The sequence below is a fragment of the Stenotrophomonas sp. genome, from assembly GCF_035634915.1.
Taxonomy (GTDB): Bacteria; Pseudomonadota; Gammaproteobacteria; order Xanthomonadales; family Xanthomonadaceae; genus Stenotrophomonas.
In genome coordinates this window covers 96,906-113,924 of the sequence record NZ_DASQCB010000019.1, presented here as the reverse complement: position 1 = coordinate 113,924, position 17,019 = coordinate 96,906, and the positions used below count along the sequence as shown (strand labels likewise).

The following is a 17,019-nucleotide window of genomic DNA, read 5'->3' as shown; positions in this document are numbered from 1 at the left end:
TCCCGTCAGATGGCCACGTTCTGGAGCTTCTTGCGACGGCCGTAGATCAGCGTCGCCAGCGCACGCGACACGGTGATCGCAGTGAACATGGAAGCGAAAATACCGATGATCATGGTCAGGGCGAAGCCCTTCAGCGGGCCCGTGCCGAAGGCAAACAGGGCCACGCCGACGATCAGGCCGGTCAGGTTGGCGTCGAGGATGGTGCCCGAAGCGCGGTCATAACCGGTCACGATCGCGGTCTTGCCCGGCACGCCGGCACGCAGTTCTTCACGGATACGCTCGTTGATCAGCACGTTGGCGTCCACCGACAGGCCGACCGACAACGCCAGGCCGGCAAAGCCCGGCAGGGTCATCGTCGCGCCGAACAGCGACATCACCGACACCACGATCAACAGGTTGAACAGCATCGCGACCGAGGTGATCACACCGAACATGCGGTAGTAGATGCTGAAGAACACCAGGGTGAACAGGAACGCGTAGACCACTGCGGTGATACCGTTCTTGACGTTCTCCGCACCCAGGCTCGGGCCGACCACGCGCTCTTCCACGAAGTCCATCGGCGCAGCCAGCGAACCCGACTTCAGCAGCTTGGCCAGGTCCTCGGCTTCCTTCTTCTGCAGACCGGTGGTCTGGAAGTTCTTGCCGAACACACCGTTGATGTTGGCCACCGAGATCACTTCCTCGTTGACCTTGAAGCCACGCACTTCCTGGCCATCCACCATGGTCACGGTCGGCACGCGCTCGGTGTACACCACGGCCATCGGCTTGTTCACGTTGGCGCTGGTGAAGTCGAACATGCGCTGGCCGCCGACGTTGTTCAGCGTCACGCTGACCGCCGGGGCACCGCTGTTGGTGTCGGTCACCGCCTGTGCGCCGACCATCTGGTCGCCGGTGACGATCACGCGTTTGTTCAGCAGGATCGGGCCGCGGCCATCACGCTGCTGGTAGACCTTGGCTTCCGGCGGGATGCGCCCGGAGGTGATCGCGTCCTGCGCATTGCCTTCGACCACCGCGCGGTATTCCAGGGTGGCGGTGGCGCCGATCATGCGCTTGGCTTCGGCGGTGTCCTGCACACCCGGCAGCTGCACCACCACGCGGTCGGCACCCTGGCGCTGGATGATCGGCTCGGCCACGCCGAGCTGGTTCACGCGATTGCGCAGGGTGTTGATGTTCTGCTCGATGGCGCCGTTGGCGATCTGCGAGATCTCGGTGTCCGGGATGGTCACCGTGATGCGGCTGCCACTGACGTCGTAACCCAGGGTCGGCTGCGACTTGACCAGCGCCGTGCGGGCGTTGGCAGCGGCATCGTCACCGGCCGACGGGCTCAGGTTGGCCACGATGGTGTTGTCAGCGCGGCGTTCGACCGACTGGTACGGAATGCGCGCGTCACGCAGGGTGCTGCGCACGTCTTCGGTGTAGGCGTCCAGGCGCTTGTCCAGCGCGGCCTTCTGGTCGACCTGCAGCACGAAGTGCACGCCACCCTGCAGGTCCAGGCCCAGCACCATCGGGCGGCCGCCCAGCTTGGCCAGCCAGTCCGGCACGGTCGAGGCCAGGTTCAGGGCCACCGTGTAGTTCTCGCCGACGGTGTCACGCAGCGAATCGCTGGCCGCGGATTGGGCCTTCAGGTCCGGCAGGCGGACGATCAGGCTTTCCCCTTCCTTTTCGGCGCCGATCGGGCTGATACCGGCCTTCTTCAGGTCGGCCAGCACACGGTCGCGCAGCGCGTCGTCGACCGTTCCGCCACGGTTGGCGGTGATCTGGACGGCCGGGTCCTTCTGGTAGATGTTGGGCAGCGCGTACAGGGTACTGAGCGCCAGTACGATCAGGATGACGACGTACTTCCAGCGTGGAAATTCGAGCATTGCTTGGGTCCCGCGCGGCGCCATCCCCGGCGCCGCGGTTGTGCATCGGAAAGGGAGTGGCTTACTGGGCCGACTTCAGGGTACCGGCCGGCAGCACGTTGCCGACAGCGCCCTTCTGCACGCGGATGCGCACGTTGTCAGCCACTTCGATGGTGATGAAGTTGTCGCCGATGTCGGTGACCACGCCGGCGATGCCGCCATTGGTCAGCACTTCGTCACCACGCTTGATCTTCTCCAGCATGGCCTTGTGCTCCTTCTGCCGCTTCATCTGCGGGCGGATCATCAGGAAGTACATGATGGCGATCAGGATGATGGGGAACAGCAGCGTGGTCAGGCCCATGCCCTGCGGTTGGCCGCCGGCGGCCTGGGCGTGGGCGGCGGGAATCAGGAAAGCAAGCAGGTTCATCGTTGGTCCTTTGGTTGGGCGGCGCTCCCGTCCGTTCACGGGCGGGGGTGTCGACCGCGGATCTGGGTCAGCCTTGAAGTATGCCACGGCCCCGGACGTTCGTCCTTGGGCCGTTCGGCAGGGGTGCTGCGGGGGTTACAGGGGCGGTGCGACCGCCCCGCGTGCTGCATAGAAGGACTCGCGGAAGGCCTGGAAGGTTCCCGCTTCGATGGCCGCGCGGATGTCGGCCATCAGTTTTTCGTAATAGAAGAGGTTGTGCAGGGTGCCCAGCATGGGCGCCAGCATCTCGTTGCAGCGGTCCAGATGGCGCAGGTAAGAGCGGGTGTAGCCGCCGCTGCAGGCCACGCAGCCGCAGCCCGGCTCGATCGGGTCCATATCGCGCGCATACTGCGAGTTGCGGATGCGTACGGTGCCGAACGAGGTGAAATAGTGGCCGTTGCGGGCGTTTCGGGTCGGCATCACGCAATCGAACATGTCCACGCCACGGGCGACACCCTCGACCAGGTCTTCCGGCCGGCCCACGCCCATCAGGTAGCGCGGGCGGTCGCCCGGCAGCTCCGGGTCCAGGTGGTCGAGCATGGCATTGCGCTCGTGCTCCGGCTCGCCCACGGCGAGGCCGCCGATGGCGTAACCGTCAAAGCCGATGGCCTGCAGGGCCTCGGCCGAGCGGCTGCGCAGGTCGGTGTGCACGCCGCCCTGGACGATACCGAACAGGGCCGCGTCATTGCCCAGTTCATCATGCGCATTGCGGCTGCGCTGCGCCCAGCGCAGGCTCAGCTCCATCGAACGGCGGGCGACGTCCTCGGTGGCCGGGTACGGGGTGCACTCGTCGAAGATCATCACCACGTCCGAATCGAGCACTTTCTGGATCTTCATGCTCTCTTCCGGGCCCAGGAACACGCGGGCACCGTCGGTGGGCGAGGCGAAGGTCACGCCCTGCTCGGTGATCTTGCGGCGGTGGGCCAGCGAGAACACCTGGAAACCGCCGGAGTCGGTCAGGATCGGCCCGTCCCACTGGCAGAAGCCATGCAGGCCGCCATGGTCGGCGATGATGTCCAGGCCCGGCCGCAGGTACAGGTGGAAGGTGTTGCCGAGGATGATCTCGGCGCCCAGCGCACGCACCTGGTCCGGCAGGATGCCCTTGACCGAGCCGTAGGTTCCCACCGGCATGAAAGCAGGCGTTTCCACCGTGCCACGCGGGAAGGTCAGGCGGCCACGGCGGGCACGGCCGTCGCGGGTCTGGAGCTGGAACTGCAATCGGGACATGGAGCGGTCGTTCAGGCAAATAGTTGCCTATTGTCTCCCATCAGGGCGTGCGCACCAAGGTGCGCACCTACCTGGGGCAGTAGAGCCACGCCATGCGTGGCCTTCCTGGCCGACAGGCACCGCCGCGTGCGCACCAAGGTGCGCACCTACCTGGGGCAGTAGAGCCACGCCATGCGTGGCCTTCCTGGCCGGCAGGCACCCCCGCGTGCGCACCAAGGTGCGCACCTACCGGGCGTCAGCCCGCCTGCGGGAACAGCAGCATCGCGTCGCCGTAGCTGAAGAAGCGGTAGCGCTGCTCGATCGCGTGCTGGTAAGCCTCGAACACGCGGTCCTTGCCGGCGAACGCGGAGATCATCATCAGCAGCGTGCTTTCCGGCAGGTGGAAGTTGGTCACCATCGCGTCGACGCTGCGGATACGGTAGCCGGGGGTAATGAAGATCTGCGTCTCGCCGGCAAACGGCAGCAGTTCGCCATCGCGCATCGCGCTTTCCAGCGCGCGCACCACGGTGGTGCCCACGCCGATCACCCGGCCGCCGGCTTCACGGGTACGGCGCACCTGCTGCACCAGTTCGGCACCCACGTTCAGCCACTCGCGGTGCATCACGTGGTCCTTCAGGTCATCGGCGCGCACCGGCTGGAAGGTACCCGCACCGACGTGCAGGGTGACGTGGCCGAAATCGACACCTTTGGCCTTCAGCGCCGCCAGCAGCGGCTCATCGAAATGCAGGCCGGCGGTCGGTGCGGCCACCGCGCCCACTTCGCGGGCGAATACGGTCTGGTAGCGCTCGCGGTCGTCCATGCCCGGCTCGCGCTGGATGTACGGCGGCAGCGGCAGGCGGCCGGCGTGCAGCAGCCACTGTTCCAGCGATTCGGGCACGTGGAACTGCAGCACGTAGAACTCGCCATCGCGGCCCAGCACCTCGGCCTCGCCACCGGCATCCAGGGCGATGCGGCTGCCCGCCTTGGGCGACTTGCTGGCACCGACCTGGGCACGCGCCTGCTGGCCACCCAGCAGCCGCTCGATCAGGATCTCGACGCGGCCGCCGCTGGCCTTCTGCCCGAACAGACGCGCCGGGATCACCCGGGTGTCGTTGAATACCATCAGGTCACCCGGCTGCAGCAGCGAAGGCAGGTCGCGGACCTGCACGTCGCTGAAGGCGGCCGGCGCCGGCGGCACCAGCATCAATCGGCTGGCCGAGCGTTCGGCCAGGGGCGCCTGCGCAATCAGTTCGGCCGGCAGGTCGTAGTGGAAATCGGACTTCTTCAAGGCAGTGATCGGCAACAGGTCGACAATGGCGCGCATTGTACGTCCAGCGCCTGCGAGCCGGCGCGCTTCGTACCGAACGTCGGGCAATATGCTGCTATGCAGCAGGTTTCTGCGGGGTTATCGCGCAAAAAAACAAGTGCTAGCATCGGGAAGGAAGTCCGCAGCACGAGTCCGCCCCCGAAGCGCGCGTGATGACGCGCGTTTTGCTTTTGAAGGCCCGTGCGACCCATCGTTTCAGGAGATCTGCAATGAGCTTCATCGAACGCCTCGCCCCCCTCCGCGCCCAGCCCGGCAACCGCCTCACCAGCGGCCTGGACGACGCCACCCTGACCGCACTGTCCGCCCGCCACCCGCAGCTGGTTGCCGCTGTGGACGCCGCCGCCGCTGAATTCGCGCGCGTGCAGCAGGAACTGGGGCCGCTGCTGGCGCAGGACGAGCAGGCGCAGATCGATGCGATGCAGGACGGCTTCGTCAATTTCTATGCCGATGACGCGGTGACCCCGTACGTGGCGCTGGCTGCGCGCGGCCCGTGGGTGGTCACCCTGAAGGGTGCGGTGCTGTACGACGCGGGCGGCTACGGCATGCTCGGCTTCGGCCACACCCCTGATGCGGTGCTCGAAGCGATGTCTCGCCCGCAGGTGATGGCCAACATCATGACCCCGAGCCTGTCGCAGCAGCGCTTCATCAGCGCCCTGCGCAAGGAAATCGGCCACCGCCGCGGCGGCTGCCCGTTCGCCCGCTTCATGTGCCTGAACTCCGGCTCCGAAGCGGTCGGCCTCGCCGCACGCATCGCCGACGTCAACGCCAAGCTGCAGACCGACCTGGGCGCGCGCCATGCCAGTGCCGCCATCAAGCGCGTGGTCATCAAGGGCAGCTTCCACGGCCGCACCGATCGCCCGGCGCTGTATTCCGATTCCAGCCGCAAGAGCTACCAGCAGCACCTGGCCAGCTACCGTGGCGAGGACTCGGTGATTACCGTCGCGCCGTACGACGAGGCCGGCCTGCGCAAGGTGTTCGAGGATGCCGAGCGCCACCAGTGGTTCATCGAAGCGGTGTTCCTGGAGCCGGTGATGGGCGAAGGTGACCCGGGCCGTTCGGTGCCGCCGGCGTTCTACGCGGTGGCCCGCGAACTGACCCGCGCCCACGGCAGCCTGCTGCTGCTCGATTCGATCCAGGCCGGCCTGCGCGCCCACGGCGTGCTGTCGGTGGTGGATTACCCGGGCTTCGAAGGCCTGGACCCGCCGGACATGGAAACCTATTCCAAGGCGCTCAATGCCGCGCAGTACCCGCTGTCGGTGCTGGCGGTGACCGAGCATGCCGCGCAGCTGTACCGCAAGGGCATCTACGGCAACACCATGACCAGCAACCCGCGGGCGCTTGACGTGGCCTGTGCCACCCTGGCCCAGCTGACCCCGCAGGTGCGCGCCAACATCGCCGAACGCGGCGCCGAGGCCGTGCGCAAGCTGGAACAGCTGAAAAGCGAGCTGGGTGGGCTGATCACCAAGGTGCAGGGCACCGGCCTGCTGTTCTCCTGCGAGCTGGCCCCGCAGTTCAAGTGCTATGGCGCCGGCTCGACCGAGGAATGGCTGCGCCGGCACGGCATCAACGTGATCCACGGTGGCGAGAACTCGCTGCGCTTCACCCCGCACTTCGGCATGGACAGCGAAGAGCTGGACCTGCTGGTGGGCCTGGTCGGCCGCGCCCTGCGTGAAGGCCCGCGCCGTGAGCAGGCCGCCGCCGCGTAACCCGCGCCAACGCGTCATAATCCACCAACACCCCGCCCGCGACCGCTGACCCGGTTGCCGGCGGGGCGTTTTCGTTTCCGTACCAAGAGACAGGAATCCCCCATGAAGTCCCTCTGTGTCTACTGTGGCTCCAACGCTGGCAGCAAGCCGGTCTACACCGAACGCGCCATGGCGCTGGGCGATCGCATCGCCCGTGACGGCATGCGCCTGGTGTACGGCGGCGGCAACGTCGGCCTGATGGGCACCGTTGCCAATGCCGTGCTCGCCGCCGGCGGTGAAGTGACCGGCGTCATCCCGCGCCAGCTGGCCGACTGGGAAGTGGCCCACCGCGGCCTCACCGAACTGGAAATCGTCGGTTCGATGCATGAGCGCAAGTCGCGCATGTTCGACCTGTCCGACGGCTTCGTCGCCCTGCCCGGCGGCTTCGGCACCATGGAAGAGATCTTCGAGATGCTCACCTGGCGCCAGCTCGGCATCGGCAACAAGCCCTGCGCGTTCCTCGACGTGGACGGCTTCTACGCCCCGCTGATCGGCATGATCGACCGCATGGTGGAAGAGCGCTTCCTGCACCCGGAACAGCGCCAGGACCTGTGGTACGGCTCGGACATCGATGAAATGCTGGCGTGGATGCAGGCGTACGAGCCAGCCCAGGCCTCCAAGTGGATTGACGAGAAGCGCCGCGCCGCGCTGCGTTGATGCCCGCGCGCGTGGTGGCTCAGGCCACCGCGCGCGTCCACGGTGCCGGCCGCCCCAGCAGGTAGCCCTGGCCGTAGTCGCAGCCCAGCTCGAACAAGCTCTGGCGTTGGGCTTCGGTCTCGATGCCCTCACCGATGGTTTCGATGCCCAGGGTGCGCGCCAGCGACAGCACGCCCTCCACCAGCGCACGCGTGCTCTGTGCCTCCGGCCCGTGCAGCCCGGCGATGAAGCTCTGGTCGATCTTCAGGGTGCTGATCGGGAACCGGTGCAGGTAGGACAGCGCCGAGAAGCCGGTACCGAAGTCATCCAGCTGTACCTGGATGCCGCGCTCGCGCAGGCCCTTGAGGATGCGCAGCGTATGCGGGCCATCGTCCAGCAGCGCCACCTCGGTGATTTCCAGGCGCAGGCGTTGCGGATCGGCATCGTTGGCTTCCAGCAGGCCGAACAGGCGTGCACTGAAATCGGCTGAACGGAAATGCCGCGGTGACACGTTCACCGACACATAGCCGCGGCCACCATCGGCCAGGCCGGCGATGACCTGCTCGTAGATGAGCCAGTCGACCTGTTCGATCAGGCCACTCTCCTCGCCCAGTTCCAGGAAGGCGCCGGGCAGCAGCAGGCCGCGGCGCTCGTGCTGCCAGCGCAGCAACGCCTCGTGGCCGACTACTTCGCCATCGGACAGGCGCACGATGGGCTGGTAGAACGGCACGAAATCACGGTTGTTGATCGCCCGGCGCAGGTCCGCTTCCAGGTCCAGGCTGCGCATGGCCTGCTCGCGCATGTCCTCGTCGAAGATCGCGCAGCGGTCATGGCCCTGGGCCTTGGCCCGGTACATGGCCGCATCGGCGTCGCGCAGCAGCTCTTCGCCGGTGCGGTAGTGCGTGTTCCACAGGGCGATGCCGAGGCTGCCCGAAGGGAACAGCTCGCGCCCGGCAATCCACATCGATTCCTGCAGGGCCAGCAGCAGGCGCTGGCCGAAATCCAGCGCCTGGGCCAAACCCTGCGGACATTCCAGCAGGATGGCGAATTCATCACCGCCCAGTCGCGCCACCACGTCGCCATCACCGGCCATCGAGACGATGCGCTTGGCCACTTCCACCAGCATGCGGTCGCCAGCGGCGTGGCCGATGCTGTCATTGACCAGCTTGAAGCGGTCCAGGTCCAGGAACAGCACCGCGAACTCCGGGCCGCCCTCGCGGCGGGCCAGCGCCAGCGCGTCCTCCAGGCGGTCGAGCAGGTGCAGGCGGTTGGGCAGGCCGGTCAGCGCATCGTGCATGGCCTGGTGGGTCAACCGCTGTTCGGCGCGCAGGCGCTCGGCGATCTGGCCCAGCAGCTTGTCATTGACCTCGGCCAGCTCGCGGGTGCGCTCTTCCACGCGCTTTTCCAGCTCGGCATGGGCCGAACGCAGCTGCTGCTGGTCGCGCTGGCGGGCCAGGCCAGTGCCGATGTTCTGCGCCACGAAGGTCAGCAGCCGCTGGTCATGCACGCTGAAAGCGATCTGATCGGTGTAGCTCTGCACCACGATCGCGCCCACCACCTCGTCATCGCGCAGCAGCGGCACGCCCAGCCAGCAGTGCGAACGCACGCCCGACTCACGCACTTCGCCGGTGGCCAGCAGTGCATCGATCTGTGCCCGCGAGGCCAGCAGCGGGCGCCGGTGGCGTACCACGTATTCGGTCAGGCCACGGCTGAACGCACGCGGCGCGCGCGAGGCATTGTGTTCGTCCACCGAGTAGACGAAATCCAGGCCATCGCCCTGCGCGGTGACCAGGGCGATGTAGAAATTGCGCGCGTCCAGCAGGCGTCCCACCACGCCGTGCACCTGGCCGTAGAACTGGGCCAGGCTGTCGGCCGACATCGCCATTTCGGCGATGTTGTACAGGGCGGTCTGCAGCTGTTCGGCGCGGCGGCGCTCGGCCACCTCGTCCTGCAGGCTGCGGTTGGCACGCTGCAGTTCCAGGGTGCGCCGTTCCACCTGCTGTTCCAGCCGCACCTGTGCCTGGCGCCGGTCCATCGCGGTCTGCACGTGCTGGGCGACAAACCCCAGCAGCGCGCGCTCGGCCTCGCCATACAGCGAGGCCTGCTGGTAACTCTGCACCACGATGGCGCCACACACGCGGCCATCGCGCAGCATCGGCACACCCAGCCAATCAAGGCTTTCCGGGCCGCGCTCAGGGTCGTGCTCGTCTTCGGCATCGGCCAGCAGTTCGCGCGATGGGCCGCTGAGTGGCTTGCCGTGGCGCAGCAGCGCCACGGTCAGGCTGCGTGGCATCTGCCCGGCGTCGTAACTCACCGAAGGGTCAGCCACGAAGTCATCCACCTGGTCGGCGAAATACAGGAACCGCATCTGGTCGCGCACATCGTCGTACTCGACGATGTAGCAGTTCTCCGCGTACATCAGCGAACCCAGCACGCCGTGCACGTGGCGCAGCATCTCGCCCATCTCCAGGTCGGCGCCGGCCAGATCGGCAATCTGGAACAGCGCCTGCTGAAGGCGTTCAGCCTGTTCCAGTGCGCGGATCTGCCCGGCCTGGCGGCCGCGCTGCAGGGCCAGTTCCATCGCCTGCCGCGACACGCCCCACCAGGCTTCCGAAGGCGATGCCCCGCGCACGCGCAGCGACAGCTGGGCCCCGTCGTGCTCCCAGGCCGCGTGCTCCCATACCGTATGGTCCCAGTCGAGCCCGTCTTCCGCCGCCGGCCTGTCGGACGCAGCAGCGTCCTGCGGCCAGGCATCCTGGCCGCGGCCAAGCTGCGGGTCGTTCCAGCCCACCCGCACGATCGCGGTTTCCGGCAACAGCGCATGCAATGCGCGCACCAGCGCCGTGCTCAGGACGGCCTCGTGGGGTGACAGCAGTGGCACACGGTCGGCTTGCGTGGACAAAATGACGTTCTCTTGGCGTCGCTACAGCGCCGCCTCCCCTGAGTGGTCGAGCATAACGCGCGACAGGGGGGGCAATGGAAGCCCGCCAACCCCGTTTCGTGCGCATGAACGTTCCTGCTGGCGACACCCCCACGCGAACGGCCGTGAACTGCGCCCTGCCCGCCCCCGCCAGCTGCTATGCGCCATCGCCTGCAGGCCTTACCCTGTATGCCGTGGAAGCAACCGCCCTGCCAACCGATGAAGCGCTGATGCTGGCTTGGGCCGGTGGCGACCTGCAGGCGTTCGAAAGCCTGTATGCACGCCATCGCAAGCGCCTGTTCGGCTTCCTGTTGCGTCAGCTGCGCGACAACGCACTGGCCGAGGAGATCTTCCAGGACGTGTGGCAGCGGGTGATCAGCGCCCGTGCCGGTTGGCAGCCCGAAGCCGCATTCAGCACCTGGCTGTTCCGCATCGCGCACAACCGCCTGAACGACCACTGGCGTGCCGCCCGCCATCGTCCTGCCGCGCCTGTCGATGCCGATCTGCGCCTGGCCGCGCTGGAAGACGGGCAGACGCCGGAAGCTGAACTGTCTGAATTCGAGCAGCGCCGGCGCATCCAGCTGGCGATGGAAGACCTGCCGCCGGAGCAGCGCGAGGTGCTGCAACTGCGGCTGGAACAGGAACTGAGCCTTGAGGAGATCGGCCAGATCACCGGCGTCGGCCGGGAAACCGTGAAATCGCGGCTGCGCTATGCGATGGACAAGCTGCGTGCGGGATTGAACGCATGAACCGAGACGATCCGCTGACGCCGGAAGAACGTGCGCTGGCCGGCCTGATGGGCCGCCGCCATGACCAGGCACCGCCTGCTGCGCTGGACGCAGCGATCCTGGCGGCCGCGCGCGCGTCGGTGTCCCCCACAGCCGAGGCCAGGCCTGCAGCGGCCGGCAGCGCCACGGCGCCGACCCGCCGAGCACACCGCCCGCGCTCGCGCTGGCCGGCGGTATTCGGCATTGCCGCCTCGATGGTGTTTGCGGTTGGCATCGCCTGGCAGATGCGCCCGGAACCGCCGGTCGTGCCTGCGCAGGAGGCACAGATTGCCGCCGCACCCGTTGTCGAAGACAACGCAGCGGCCGATACCCCGGCACCGCCGCCTGCATCTGCTGCGGCTGAAGCTGCGCCACCACCGCCGCCGCGACCACCTGCACCACAGAAATCGGCGGCGGCACGCGCGCCGACCGGCACGCCCGCCGTTGCCCATGCGCCCAAGGTGCAGGCAGCGCCTGCAGCGCCCGTGGCAGAGGCCATGTCCGCACCGCCACCGCAAGCGGCACCCGCACCCCCGGCACCGGTGCCCCGTGCGGCACCCGCCCCGGCTGCGCTCGACCTGGATGTCCTCGGCGGTGCCCGCGAGGCCGACGCGGCAGCGAGTGAGCCGGCCAGCGGCGACGCTGCCCGCAGCGCGCGCCGCGCCGCGCCCGCAGCCTTCAAGGCCAACAGCGCGCAGGCACCGGCAAGCGCCCCCGGGGTGATGCTGCGCCGGTCCAGCGACGCTGACCTCAGTGCCGATGTGGTGAACTCTGAAGTAGCGGCCGATGCCAGGCTGCCACGTCGGCAGTGGCTGCAGAAGATCCGCGAGCGCCGCGACAGCGGCCAGCGCGATCTGGCCCGTGCCAGCCTGGAGCGCTACCTGCAGCTTTACCCCGAGGCACGCCTGCCGAAGGACCTGCGACCGCTGCTGGACGACTGAGTTGCACCCGGCCTGACCCCGTAGAATGGCGGGAATGCCCGATACCCTCGCCCAGCCCGTCAGCCACACGCTGGACATCAAGCACAGTCGCTTCACCGCACACGCCGCGGCCATCGACAGCGGCGCGGCTGCGCTGGCCTTCCTGCAGCAGGTGGCGGTCGCCGATGCCACCCACAACTGCTGGGCCTACCGGCATGGCCAGGAGTACCGTTCCAGCGATGATGGCGAGCCGGCCGGCACCGCCGGGCGGCCGATCCTGGCGGCCATCGATGGCCAGGGCTTCGACCGCGTGGTGGTGGTGGTGACCCGCTGGTATGGCGGCATCAAGCTGGGTGCCGGCGGCCTGGTGCGCGCCTATGGTGGCACCGCCGCCGAGTGCCTGCGTACCGCCCCGCGCCTGCCGCTGGTGGCAATGGCACGCCTGCAGCTGCAGGCTGGTTTCGAGGACCTGGGTACCCTGCACGCTGCCCTGCCCGTGTTTGCCGCCGAAAAGCGCGATGAACAGTTCGATGCCAACGGTGTGCGGCTGCGGGTGGAATTGCCCGTCGACCAGGTCGACGCATTGAAAATCCGCCTGCGCGACGCCACCCGTGACCGTATCCGCATACAAGATGACGACCAGGATGACTGACAAGGACGAGACGTCCGCTTCAACCCCGCCGCTGCGCCGCTTGGGCAGCCTGCGTACGCTGTGGCCGTTCGTGCGCCGCCACAGCGGGTTGTTCACCGCCTGGCTGCTGGCCCTGGCGGTCTCCTCGGCGGCCACGCTGAGCCTGCCGCCGGCGGTCAAGCAGATGATCGACCACGGCTTCAGCAGTGGCGGCCAGATCAACCGCGCGTTCGCCCTGCTGATGCTGGTGGCGGTGGTGATGGCCTTGGGCACCGCCGCGCGCTTCTACTTTGTGTCGCTGCTGGGCGAAAAGGTCGTGGCCGACCTGCGCAGCCAGCTATACGCACACCTGATCCAGCTCGGCGCCGGCTTCCATGACCGCAGCCGCAGCGGCGAACTGGTTTCGCGCCTGACCGCCGATACCGAACTGCTGCGCAGCGTGGTCGGCTCGACCATGTCGGTGGCCCTGCGCAGCAGCGTGACCGTGGTCGGCAGCCTGGCGATGCTGTTCGTCACCAGCCCACGGCTGGCGGCGTGGTCGCTGCTGGGCATCCCGCTGGCGGTGCTGCCGATCATCATCGGCGCGCGCAAGCTGCGCGTGGTCGCCCGCAACAGCCAGGACCGCATCGCCGATGCCAACAGCCTGGCCAGCGAGACCCTGGGCGCGGTGCGCACCGTGCAGGCGCATGCCCGCGAACCTTACGAGCGCGGTCGCTTCGACCACGCGCTCGGCGATGCCATCACCGCCGCGCGCCGTCGCATCGGCGCGCAGTCGCTGGTCACCGCCAGCGCCATCCTGCTGGTGTTCGGCGCCATCGTCGGCGTGCTCTGGCTGGGCGCACACGATGTCATCGATGGCCGCCTGAGTGCCGGCACCCTGGGCCAGTTCGTGCTGTACGCACTGATCGGTGGTGGTTCAGTGGGCGCGCTGGCCGAGGTCTGGAATGAACTGCAGCGCGCCGCCGGTGGCATGGGCCGCATCGGTGAACTGCTGCAGGAGGACATCGAGATCCGCGCGCCTGCGCGGCCGCACGCCCTGCCGCAGCCGCTGCAGGGGCAGATCCAGTTCGACAACGTGGTGTTCCATTACCCGCAGCGGCCGGACCAGGCGGCGCTGGATCATTTCAGCCTGAACGTCCGTCCCGGCGAGACGGTGGCCCTGGTCGGCCCGTCCGGTGCCGGCAAGAGCACGGTACTGTCGCTGCTGCTGCGTTTCCATGATCCGGCCAGCGGCCGCATCTGCGTGGATGGCCACGACGTGCGCCAGGTCGACCCGGCTGATCTGCGTGCGCAGCTTGCGCTGGTTCCGCAGCAACCGACCCTGTTCGCCACCAGTGCCCGCGACAACATCCGCTATGGCCGCCTACAGGCCAGCGATGCCGAGGTAGAGGCCGCAGCGCGTGCAGCTGAGGCCGATACCTTCCTGCGCGCCTTGCCGCAGGGCTATGACAGCGAGCTGGGCGAACGCGGCGCGCGCCTGTCCGGCGGCCAGCAGCAACGCGTGGCGATTGCCCGTGCGCTGCTGAAGGATTCGCCCATCCTGCTGCTGGACGAGGCCACCAGCGCACTGGACGCGCAGAGTGAACACAGCGTGCAGCAGGCACTGGAACGGCTGATGGCCGGGCGCACCACCGTGGTGATCGCCCATCGCCTGGCGACCGTACTCAAGGCCGACCGCATCGTGGTGATGGACCAGGGCCGCATCGTCGCCGAAGGCACGCATGCGCAGCTGCTGGCTGAAGGTGGACTGTATGCGGAGCTGGCGCGACTGCAGTTCGTCGATTGATTGACGGCCGGCTAACACCGGCCGGCCCAAGCTGTCGGCGAAACCGAAGGATCCGCTGAAGGAGGTGCACGATGTCGTTCCGTCAGTTCCCTGCAGTCGACGCCAATGGCGAAAGCCACATCATCATCGAGTTCAAGCCAGATGCCAGCAGTAGCGGCCAGAAGGTGGAGAGCAGCCCGCGCTATGAACTGGACGATGGTCGCCACCTGGTACGCAATGGCCGTGAGTTCACCACCAGCGGTGGCGAACTGCGCTTGACGATCTGAGATCCGCCGGGCCTGGCCCGGCGCTGCCGGATTTCGCGGCACCCCGCTCTGGTCTCGCCCTGCCGGATTTCGCGCCGCCCCGCTGTGGCCTCGCGCTGACGGATTTCGCGCCGCCCCGCTCTGGTAGGTGTCGACCTTGGTCGACACGCTCTCGGCCGAGAGCATAAGGCAGTCGAGCATGGCTCGACTCTACAAAAATCGTGTGGTCAATTTTTCGCCAAGCATCTTGACAGCCTTGCCTGCCAAAGGCTGCGCGCGGTTATCCACATATTTGCCCAGAAATCATCCACACCGCCTGTGGATGATTAGGCCTGCCCCAGGACCCGGCCGATGCCGCTGGCATCGACCTCCACTGCCGCCCGCGCGATGGCCAGCGGATCGCTGCCGGCAACGAAACCGATACGGAAATGCACCTCGCCGCCCGGCGTCCGTGAGGAGTGGATCGAGGCCAGGCTGATGCGGTGCTGCTCGAACACATGCAGCAGCTCGCGCAGCGAACCCGGCCGATCCTCCGGCAGGTGCACCGACAAGGCGTTGCGCTCGGTCAGGTCGGCCAGCAGGTAGCCCACGCGCTCGAAGGTGTAGTTGCCCGCAGCCAGCGCAGGCTCACCGAACGCCGCATGGTTGGCCGCCAGCAGCTGCTCGCGGAACCAGCCGCGCGCCGCATCGTCGCCCTGCCCGACCTGCGCCTGCAGTGCCTGCAGCTGGCCGACCAGCCGATCCAGCATCGGCGCCACGTAGGGGTTGCCGAACTGGATGTCTTCGTAGATCGCCGGGTTCAACGACAGGATGCGCGAGATGATCGCCGTATCCAGTTCAAACGAGGCCGAGCGGTACGGCATCATCGCGGCCAGATCGCCCAGCTGCGGCTGGTACTCGCGCAGCACGCCGGCCTGCGCCAGGTGGGTGGCATGCACCATGGCCTGCACCAGCGCCATCATCTGGTCGTGGCGCTGCGGCGTGGCGCGCACGCACTCGGCCTGCAGGGCGGCGCAGAGGCTGTCGACCCACGGCTGCCAGTGCTGCAGCCGCGCTTCGCAGACCACCATCACCCGGCCCTTCAGGGTCGGCGCCTTCGGCGGCGCGGTCATCGGGTGCAGGCCGACCACTTCGGCCTGCGAGGCCAGCATCGCCTGCACCGGCGCATCCTTCACCGAGGTGACGTCCAGCCACAGGCGCCCCTGCTCGCGGCCCGCCGACTGCTGCACGTAGTCGGCAATCAGCGTTGGGGTATGCCGGATGGGTGCGGAAAACACCAGCACATCCGCCTGCGCGAGCAACTGTTCGGGCGTCTGCGAATCCGGATCGGACGGGTCGTGGCCGATCACCTGCAGCTGCATGTGCTGCTGGAAGAAGCGGGCCAGCCAGCGCCCGTAGGCGCCGGCACTGCCCACGATGCCGACCGTGCGCGGCGTGCGCGTCTGCAGCCCGCTCATGCCACGCGTTCGGCGTGGAAGCGGGTGGCCTCCGCCAGCGCGGCAGGCGCGGCAGCGATCACGTCGAATTCCTCGAAGCCGTTGACCAGGGTGGCTTCCAGTGCGGCATGGGTACCGGCAATGGCGCGCGAGATGGCCTGCTGCATCGACTCGCCACGCAGCAGGAAGGAAACCACCAGCGACATCAGCACATCACCGGTGCCGGCCACGTCCACCGGCAGCAGTGGCGAAGTCCAGCGCCAGGTTTCCTCGTGGCCGACGGCCAGGGTGACCAGTTCACCCGGGTTGCCGCCCACGCTGTGCGCGATCACCCACTGCGGACCACGCGCCAGCAGCGTGCGCGCTGCGGCGATGGCGTCGGCCTCGGCCAGGGCCGGCATGCCGGTCAGCCGGTTCAGCTCGAAGGCATTGGGCGTGACCAGCCACGCATGCGGCAGCAGGCGTTCGCCGAAGATCGCCTCCAGCCCCGGCTCCACATAGGGGCCGGTGTGGGTATCACCAATCACCGGGTCCAGGCAGTAGCGCAGCTGCGGACAGGCCGGCAGGACCTCGTCCAGCCAGTCGGCGAAGGCGGCACCGTTGGCGGCGCTGCCGAAGTAGCCGGAGACCAGCTTCTTCGCCCGCTGCGGCAGGCCGCGTTCGCGGGCACCGAGCAGCAGATCAGCAAACCAGTCGGCGGGCAGCACGCGGCCACGGGTGGTGTCGTAGAACGGCGCATTGCTGAGCAGGACGGTCGGGATTTCCGCCACGCGCACGCCGAGGGCGCGCATCGGCGGGACGGCGGCGCTGTTGCCGGCGTGGCCGTAGACGAGCTGCGACTGGACGGAGATGACGTCGATCGGCGAGGGCCCGTCGGGGCGCTGGCGACGGCCGTGGAGCAGGTGGTTGTCGAGGGATTCGCTCATCCCCGCATTCTACGCCCAAGGGGGTTTTCGGCAGGGCTTGCAGCCCTGCACCTGCAGAAGCCGAAGCAAGATCAAGAGCCGCATTCCGTGGGATGGCGGGGAGGTGTGGGTGGGCAGGACACGCCGTAAACCCATCCATGGGGGCTCGATGGCGCCATCCATGGCGC

At 67.9% G+C, this 17,019-nt stretch carries 14 protein-coding genes; 7 read left to right on the top strand and 7 right to left on the bottom strand.

Features of this window, described 5'->3' with window-relative positions; all coding sequences use genetic code 11:
* Positions 1-5 precede the first annotated feature (5 nt).
* The 4 genes from secD to queA form a co-directional block, all read right to left on the bottom strand.
* On the bottom strand, positions 6-1,862 hold the full coding sequence (gene secD / locus VER16_RS15965) for a protein translocase subunit SecD (RefSeq protein ID WP_324809676.1): 1,857 nt from the start codon (positions 1,860-1,862) through the stop codon (positions 6-8).
* A gap of 61 nt (positions 1,863-1,923) precedes the next feature.
* Positions 1,924-2,268 (bottom strand): preprotein translocase subunit YajC, encoded by a 345-nt coding sequence (gene yajC / locus VER16_RS15960; protein ID WP_057498089.1) that lies wholly within the window; start codon positions 2,266-2,268, stop codon positions 1,924-1,926.
* Between the two features lie 135 nt (positions 2,269-2,403).
* On the bottom strand, positions 2,404-3,534 hold the full coding sequence (gene tgt, locus VER16_RS15955; protein WP_079221572.1) for a tRNA guanosine(34) transglycosylase Tgt: 1,131 nt from the start codon (positions 3,532-3,534) through the stop codon (positions 2,404-2,406).
* A 235-nt stretch (positions 3,535-3,769) separates the two neighbouring features.
* Entirely contained in the window at positions 3,770-4,801 is a 1,032-nt protein-coding gene (gene queA, locus VER16_RS15950) for a tRNA preQ1(34) S-adenosylmethionine ribosyltransferase-isomerase QueA (RefSeq protein ID WP_324809708.1), read from the bottom strand.
* A gap of 248 nt (positions 4,802-5,049) precedes the next feature.
* On the opposite strand from queA, the gene VER16_RS15945 reads away from it, so the two are divergent.
* Positions 5,050-6,546, top strand: a complete 1,497-nt coding sequence (locus VER16_RS15945; protein ID WP_324809675.1) for an aminotransferase class III-fold pyridoxal phosphate-dependent enzyme — start codon at positions 5,050-5,052, stop codon at positions 6,544-6,546.
* A 102-nt stretch (positions 6,547-6,648) separates the two neighbouring features.
* The gene (locus tag VER16_RS15940; RefSeq protein ID WP_079221569.1) at positions 6,649-7,242 is read left to right on the top strand and encodes a TIGR00730 family Rossman fold protein; all 594 of its coding nucleotides are present in this window, start codon (positions 6,649-6,651) and stop codon (positions 7,240-7,242) included.
* A 19-nt stretch (positions 7,243-7,261) separates the two neighbouring features.
* Here the strand turns inward: VER16_RS15940 and VER16_RS15935 are convergent, their stop codons facing one another.
* Entirely contained in the window at positions 7,262-10,123 is a 2,862-nt protein-coding gene (locus VER16_RS15935) for an EAL domain-containing protein (RefSeq protein ID WP_324809674.1), read from the bottom strand.
* 248 nt (positions 10,124-10,371) lie between these two features.
* Between VER16_RS15935 and VER16_RS15930 the strand changes: the two genes are divergently transcribed.
* From VER16_RS15930 to VER16_RS15910, 5 genes are all read left to right on the top strand, one after another.
* Complete coding sequence (locus tag VER16_RS15930) at positions 10,372-10,890, top strand: RNA polymerase sigma factor (protein WP_324809707.1); 519 nt, start codon at positions 10,372-10,374, stop codon at positions 10,888-10,890.
* Positions 10,887-11,849 (top strand): hypothetical protein, encoded by a 963-nt coding sequence (locus tag VER16_RS15925; RefSeq protein WP_324809673.1) that lies wholly within the window; start codon positions 10,887-10,889, stop codon positions 11,847-11,849. The genes VER16_RS15930 and VER16_RS15925 overlap by 4 nt, the downstream gene beginning before the upstream one ends.
* 34 nt (positions 11,850-11,883) lie before the next feature.
* Positions 11,884-12,480 (top strand): YigZ family protein, encoded by a 597-nt coding sequence (locus tag VER16_RS15920; RefSeq protein WP_324809672.1) that lies wholly within the window; start codon positions 11,884-11,886, stop codon positions 12,478-12,480.
* Positions 12,473-14,245, top strand: coding sequence for an ABC transporter transmembrane domain-containing protein (locus tag VER16_RS15915; RefSeq protein WP_324809671.1), 1,773 nt, complete (start codon positions 12,473-12,475; stop codon positions 14,243-14,245). The genes VER16_RS15920 and VER16_RS15915 overlap by 8 nt, the downstream gene beginning before the upstream one ends.
* 71 nt (positions 14,246-14,316) lie before the next feature.
* Positions 14,317-14,511 carry a hypothetical protein gene (locus VER16_RS15910; RefSeq protein ID WP_324809670.1) on the top strand — a complete coding sequence of 65 codons (195 nt, stop codon included), beginning with the start codon at positions 14,317-14,319 and terminating at the stop codon, positions 14,509-14,511.
* 305 nt (positions 14,512-14,816) lie between these two features.
* Here the strand turns inward: VER16_RS15910 and VER16_RS15905 are convergent, their stop codons facing one another.
* Entirely contained in the window at positions 14,817-15,947 is a 1,131-nt protein-coding gene (locus VER16_RS15905) for a prephenate dehydrogenase (RefSeq protein ID WP_324809669.1), read from the bottom strand.
* Positions 15,944-16,852: a pyridoxal kinase gene (pdxY, locus tag VER16_RS15900; RefSeq protein WP_324809668.1), complete on the bottom strand. Its 909-nt coding sequence runs from the start codon at positions 16,850-16,852 to the stop codon at positions 15,944-15,946. The genes VER16_RS15905 and pdxY overlap by 4 nt, the downstream gene beginning before the upstream one ends.
* Positions 16,853-17,019 lie beyond the last annotated feature (167 nt).

Excerpts from the sequence above, each read along its gene's own strand:
- yajC (WP_057498089.1), bottom strand. The coding sequence starts at position 2,268 with ATGAACCTGCTTGCTTTCCTGATTCCCGCCGCCCACGCCCAGGCCGCC.
- VER16_RS15930 (WP_324809707.1), top strand. The coding sequence starts at position 10,372 with ATGCTGGCTTGGGCCGGTGGCGACCTGCAGGCGTTCGAAAGCCTGTAT.
- secD (WP_324809676.1), bottom strand. The coding sequence starts at position 1,862 with ATGCTCGAATTTCCACGCTGGAAGTACGTCGTCATCCTGATCGTACTG.
- tgt (WP_079221572.1), bottom strand. The coding sequence starts at position 3,534 with ATGTCCCGATTGCAGTTCCAGCTCCAGACCCGCGACGGCCGTGCCCGC.
- pdxY (WP_324809668.1), bottom strand. The coding sequence starts at position 16,852 with ATGAGCGAATCCCTCGACAACCACCTGCTCCACGGCCGTCGCCAGCGC.
- VER16_RS15915 (WP_324809671.1), top strand. The coding sequence starts at position 12,473 with ATGACTGACAAGGACGAGACGTCCGCTTCAACCCCGCCGCTGCGCCGC.
- VER16_RS15920 (WP_324809672.1), top strand. The coding sequence starts at position 11,884 with ATGCCCGATACCCTCGCCCAGCCCGTCAGCCACACGCTGGACATCAAG.
- VER16_RS15925 (WP_324809673.1), top strand. The coding sequence starts at position 10,887 with ATGAACCGAGACGATCCGCTGACGCCGGAAGAACGTGCGCTGGCCGGC.
- VER16_RS15905 (WP_324809669.1), bottom strand. The coding sequence starts at position 15,947 with ATGAGCGGGCTGCAGACGCGCACGCCGCGCACGGTCGGCATCGTGGGC.
- VER16_RS15910 (WP_324809670.1), top strand. The coding sequence starts at position 14,317 with ATGTCGTTCCGTCAGTTCCCTGCAGTCGACGCCAATGGCGAAAGCCAC.
- VER16_RS15940 (WP_079221569.1), top strand. The coding sequence starts at position 6,649 with ATGAAGTCCCTCTGTGTCTACTGTGGCTCCAACGCTGGCAGCAAGCCG.
- VER16_RS15945 (WP_324809675.1), top strand. The coding sequence starts at position 5,050 with ATGAGCTTCATCGAACGCCTCGCCCCCCTCCGCGCCCAGCCCGGCAAC.